General features: G+C 63.6%; 5 protein-coding genes. 1 reads left to right on the top strand and 4 read right to left on the bottom strand.

The window, feature by feature from the left end:
- A partial coding sequence (locus tag RBR29_RS10470) for an MFS transporter (protein ID WP_320349093.1) occupies window positions 1-927 on the top strand: 927 nt, incomplete at its 5' end.
- On the opposite strand, the gene RBR29_RS10465 is transcribed toward RBR29_RS10470, so the two are convergent.
- The 4 genes from RBR29_RS10465 to truA all read right to left on the bottom strand — a co-directional run bounded on the left by RBR29_RS10465 (window position 907) and on the right by truA (window position 4944).
- Window positions 907-1632, bottom strand: a complete 726-nt coding sequence (locus RBR29_RS10465; protein WP_320349091.1) for a phosphoribosylanthranilate isomerase — start codon at window positions 1630-1632, stop codon at window positions 907-909. The genes RBR29_RS10470 and RBR29_RS10465 overlap by 21 nt on opposite strands.
- Before the next feature lie 17 nt (window positions 1633-1649).
- On the bottom strand, window positions 1650-3317 hold the full coding sequence (locus RBR29_RS10460; protein WP_320349090.1) for a TRAP transporter large permease subunit: 1668 nt from the start codon (window positions 3315-3317) through the stop codon (window positions 1650-1652).
- A 2-nt stretch (window positions 3318-3319) separates the two neighbouring features.
- On the bottom strand, window positions 3320-3931 hold the full coding sequence (locus RBR29_RS10455; RefSeq protein ID WP_320349089.1) for a TRAP transporter small permease subunit: 612 nt from the start codon (window positions 3929-3931) through the stop codon (window positions 3320-3322).
- A gap of 179 nt (window positions 3932-4110) precedes the next feature.
- Window positions 4111-4944: a tRNA pseudouridine(38-40) synthase TruA gene (gene truA / locus RBR29_RS10450; RefSeq protein WP_320349094.1), complete on the bottom strand. Its 834-nt coding sequence runs from the start codon at window positions 4942-4944 to the stop codon at window positions 4111-4113.
- Window positions 4945-4965 lie beyond the last annotated feature (21 nt).

Here is a 4965-nt window from a genome sequence, read left to right as displayed (position 1 = left end):
GTCCTGCTGGCGCTCTTTCGCAGCCTGCAAGGTATTGCCTGGGGCGGTTCCTGGGACGGTCTGCCCTCGCTGCTGGCCCTGAATGCACCGGCCCAGCGCCGTGGCTGGTACGCCATGCTGGGGCAGTTGTCGGCGCCCATCGGCTTTCTCGTGGCCGGTGCCCTGTTCCTGTACCTGTATGCTCGCCTGGATACTGCGGATTTCGTCGGCTGGGGCTGGCGTTTTCCATTCTTTGTGGCCTTTGCCATCAATGTCGTCGGCCTGTTCGCCCGCCTGCGGCTGGTCATGGACAATGATTTCTCGCGCCTGCTCGAAGAGCGTGAATTGCGGCCGATCGGTACCCTGGAAATGATCCGTACCCAGGGCCGGCACATCGTCACCGGCGCCTTCGCCGCGCTGGCGAGCTATGCCCTGTTTCACCTGGTCACGTTGTTTCCGCTGTCCTGGCTCACCCTGCAGCACCAGAGAACCTTGCCCCAAGTGTTGGCGATCGAGCTCGTGGGCGCAGCCATCGCCCTGGGTGCCATGCTGTATTCCGGCCATCTGGCCAACCGCATCGGCCGCCGCCGCACCCTGGGCTGGCTCGCCGTGCTGATCGGGGCCTTTGCACTCGCCTCGCCCTGGCTGCTGGGCGGCGGTGCGGTGCGGCAAGACGCCTTCATCCTGATCGGCTTCGCCCTGCTGGGCCTGTCCTACGGCCAGTCTTCGGGCACGGCCACGGCCAATTTCCTGCCGGCCTGCCGCTATACCGGCGCCGCCCTGACGGCAGACCTGGCCTGGCTGGCAGGTGCGGCCTTTGCGCCGCTGGTCGCGCTGGGCGTTTCGGAACACTACGGTCTGGGCGGAATCTGCCTGTATCTGCTGTCCGGCGCAGCCTGCACGCTGGCGGCCCTGGCGGCCAACCGTTCAGCCCGCCACGCCACCTGAGGCCTGATTCGTTTCCGCACCACAGGCAGTCCGGACTGCATCGGCGGCCCGGACTGCGTGCATGAATGCTTGGACACGCCCCGGATCCTTGATGCCGGGCGCTGTTTCTACCCCGCTGCTGACGTCCACGGCAAACGGTGCCAGAGCAGCAATCTGTTCCCCCACCGTTGCCGCCTTCAATCCCCCCGACAGGATCAGGGCCGGTGCGCCTGGGTCACGCCGCACGCGGGCCAGCAATGCAGTATCGAACCCATGGCCACTGCCGCCATAGCCTGCGGTGTAGCTGTCGAACAGCCAGCCTGCAGCCTGACCATGGGTATCGCAGGCCTGGGCCAGTTCCGCCGCTGTCTCCAGGCCGGGCGCCCCGACCCTGAAAGCCTTGACGTAGCGTGCGCCAAAAGCGGCACAGAAGTCAGGAGATTCTTCGCCATGGAACTGGAGCAGATCGGGGCGCACGGTCTCGATCACCCGCTGCACAGCCTGGGCATCGGGGTTGACGAACAGCGCCGCAACCCCGACAAAGGCCGGCACCCGGGATCGCAACTCGATTGCCTGATCCAGCGTCAGGCAACGACGGCTGGGAGGATAAAAGACCAGGCCGATGGCATCAGCGCCGGCCGCCACCACGGCATCCAGATCCTGCGGCCGCGTCAGCCCACAGATCTTGACGCGTGTGCGGCACGGCCCGCGCAAGGCATGTTTCATTGAGGTTGCCGGCATGGTCATTGAAATGCCGCCCCGGCATCGCTTGAACCGTAGCTGTCCAGGCCATAGGCGCTGTCCTGGCCGAAAGTGACGCTGGCGGGATCGACCGTGGGCGCGTCGTTCTTGTAGTGAGTCACCATGCCGGGGAACACCAGCACTGCCACCACCATCAGGATCTGGATGATGATGAAGGGAATCGAACCCCAGTAGATCTGGGCCGTGGTGACCTTGGGAATCAGCGCACCGGTCACGCGGTCGTGGTAGTCCTCTTTAGGGGCGACCGAGCGCAGATAGAACAGGGCAAAGCCAAACGGCGGGTGGATGAAAGAAGTCTGCATGTTCACTGCCAGCAGCACGCCGAACCAGATGAGGTCAATGCCCATCTTGTCGGCCACCGGCCCCAGCAGCGGCACGATGATAAAGGCCAGTTCGAAGAAATCCAGGAAAAAGGCCAGGAAAAAGGTCATGACGCTGACCACGATCAGGAAACCGATTTCCCCGCCCGGCACGTGCAACAGCAGCTGTTCGACCCAGAGGTCGCCGTTGATCCCCCGGAAACTGAGGCTGAAGATGGTCGACCCCACCAGGATGAACACCACGAAACAGGACAGCCGAGCCGTGCTTTCCATGGCCTGGCGCAATTGCTTCATGGAAAAACGCCCGCGCGACACTGCCATGACCAGTGCGCCCATGGCGCCCATCGCCCCGCCCTCGGTGGGCGTGGCCACGCCGATGAAGATCGTGCCCAGCACCAGGAAAATCAAGGCCAAGGGCGGAATCATCACGAACACGACTCGCTCGGCCAGGGCCGACAGCAATTTCAGGCGCAGGAACCGATTGGCCAGCGCCATCGCCAGCGCCGCAGCGCCCCAGATCAGCAGCACGATGACGACGCGTTCATCGACCGGCACATCGGTATGCGCCCGGAAATAATGATCCGAGCCCCAGTAGGCGGCAGCGGCTGCGACCACGGTCAGAACCGTCAGGGACCGCAGGCCACGATGGCCGCGCGCGTCGACAAAGCCGCGCGCCTCTGGCGGCAAGGCCGGGGCATGGCCTGGCCGCACAATGGCCACCAGAAAGACATACGCCATGTAGGCCCCGGCCAACAGCAGCCCCGGCAGCATGGCACCCCGGTACATGTCACCAATCGAGCGCCCGAGCTGGTCGGCCAGAATGATCAATACCAGCGAAGGCGGAATGATCTGCGACAACGTCCCGGACGCCGCAATGACGCCAGAAGCCAGACGCCGGTCGTAGCCATAGCGCAGCATGATGGGCAACGAAATCAGGCCCATGGAAATGACCGATGCCGACACCACGCCGGTCGTCGCCGCCAATAGCGCGCCGACGAACACCACCGCAATGGCCAGCCCGCCGCGCAGCGGGCCGAACAACTGGCCGACCGTATCCAGCAGGTCTTCGGCCATGCCGGAACGTTCCAGGATCAGGCCCATGAAGGTGAAAAAGGGTACGGCCAGCAGCGTATCGTTGCCGACGATGCCAAACACCCGCTGGGGCAAGGCCTGGAACAGCAGCGGGCTCATCAGATTCAGATCGATGGCCACCAGACCGTAGAGCACACCAGTAGCGGCCAGAGAGAACGCGACCGGAAATCCCAACAGCAGGAACACGATCAGGTTGAAAAACATGATCGGTGCGAGATTATCGACCAGGAATTCCATGTTCAACGCCCCTGTGCCGATTGTTCGATCTGGGCCTGACGCTGGGCCAGGATGTCTTCCACCAGGGCTTCCTCGTCACTCTTGCCGCTGGAGACCCGCATCGGATTGGGACACAGGCCGCGCAGAAAGCCGACGCACTTGACCAGATGCGACAGCCCTGCAAGGATCAGCAGGGCAAAACCGAGCGGAATCAGCAGCTTGACCGGCCAACGGATCAGGCCCTCGGTGTTCGAGGACAGTTCGTGGGTGACCCAGGATTCCCAGAAAAACGGGATCGACAGCCAGAACACCAGGCAGGCCGCCGGCAGCAGGAAAAACAACACGCCGAAAATCTCGATCCAGACCTGAGTGCGCTCGGGCAGTTTTTGCGACAGGACATCGACCCGCACATGTTCGTTGCGCAGAAAGGTATAGCCTGCTGCCAGCAGAAAGATGGCGCCGAACAGGTACCACTGCAATTCCAGCCAGGCGTTGGACCCCAGATTGAACAGCTTGCGCATCACGGCGTTGCCGGCGCTGACCACGGCCACCACCAGCACCAGCCAGGTCACGGCCCGGCCAATGGCCGTGTTCAGCCTGTCGATCCATCGGGATATCATCAAAAGAGGTTGCATCAAGCTTCCATGAAACATGAACGGAGCTGTGCGGATGCGCATCCGCAATCAAACCGTTCAATTCTATACGAAGCGTCTCGTCCGCAGCCTCGGGATGGGCAGCACATAGGGCAGTCCCCTACGGGCAGCCCTATGCCAGACACATCGGAACGGCTTGCAGGCCGCGAGACGGACGGCCGCTAAGGCCAAGAACCGGCCGTGCCCGAGGCAGCAAATAGATCGCCCAGATGATGCCGCAGTGCATTCCGGGCCGTTCGCTGCGGCAAGTCCGTTCCCGGATATTCGACATGCGCCAGATACAGTCCATCGGGCATGAAAGTCGGCGCGGCCCGCCGTCGGTCCCGGTCACGCAGCAGTTCGGCCGCCCACTCGGGTGGCCGCCGGCCCCGCCCTACGGTCACCAGTACGCCCATCAGATTGCGCACCATGTGATGCAAAAAGGCATTGGCGCGGAACTCGAAAATCAGGAAATCCCCGGCGCGGTGGATTTCCAGCGCCTGCAACGTGCGCACCGGACTGGCCGCCTGGCATTCGGACGAACGAAAGGCGCTGAAATCATGTTCGCCTTCGAGCAGGGCGGCGGCGGCGCGCATGGCCGCATCATCGAGCCGGTCGTGCACCCAACCGACCCGGCCCTGCGCAATGGGGGACCGCACCGGGGCGCTGCGCAACACGTAGAAATAGGTCCGCGCCCGGGCATCGAAACGGGCATGAAAATCGTCACGAACGGCACAGGCCCACTGTACGGCCAGGGTCTTGGGCAGCAGGGCATTGAGCCCGCGCACCCAGGATTCATCGCGCCGGACGGCAGCGGAATCCAGGTGCACGATCTGTTGCAGCGCATGCACGCCGGCATCGGTGCGTCCGGCGCAGACCGTGGCAACCGTGGGCACTGCCAAAAAACGGCACAGGGCCGATTCCAGGGCATCCTGCACAGTCTGGCCGCCAGCTTGAGTCTGCCAGCCCCGCCAGCCTTGGCCGTCATAGCTCAATCCGAGCGCGATGCGTCCCATGAAATCGGTTTCCGGTGAAGA

The organism is Castellaniella sp. (assembly GCF_034007085.1).
GTDB lineage: Bacteria > Pseudomonadota > Gammaproteobacteria > Burkholderiales > Burkholderiaceae_B > Castellaniella.
The sequence above is the reverse complement of the archived record's forward strand: the minus strand, read 5'-3'. Positions and strand labels throughout refer to the sequence as shown.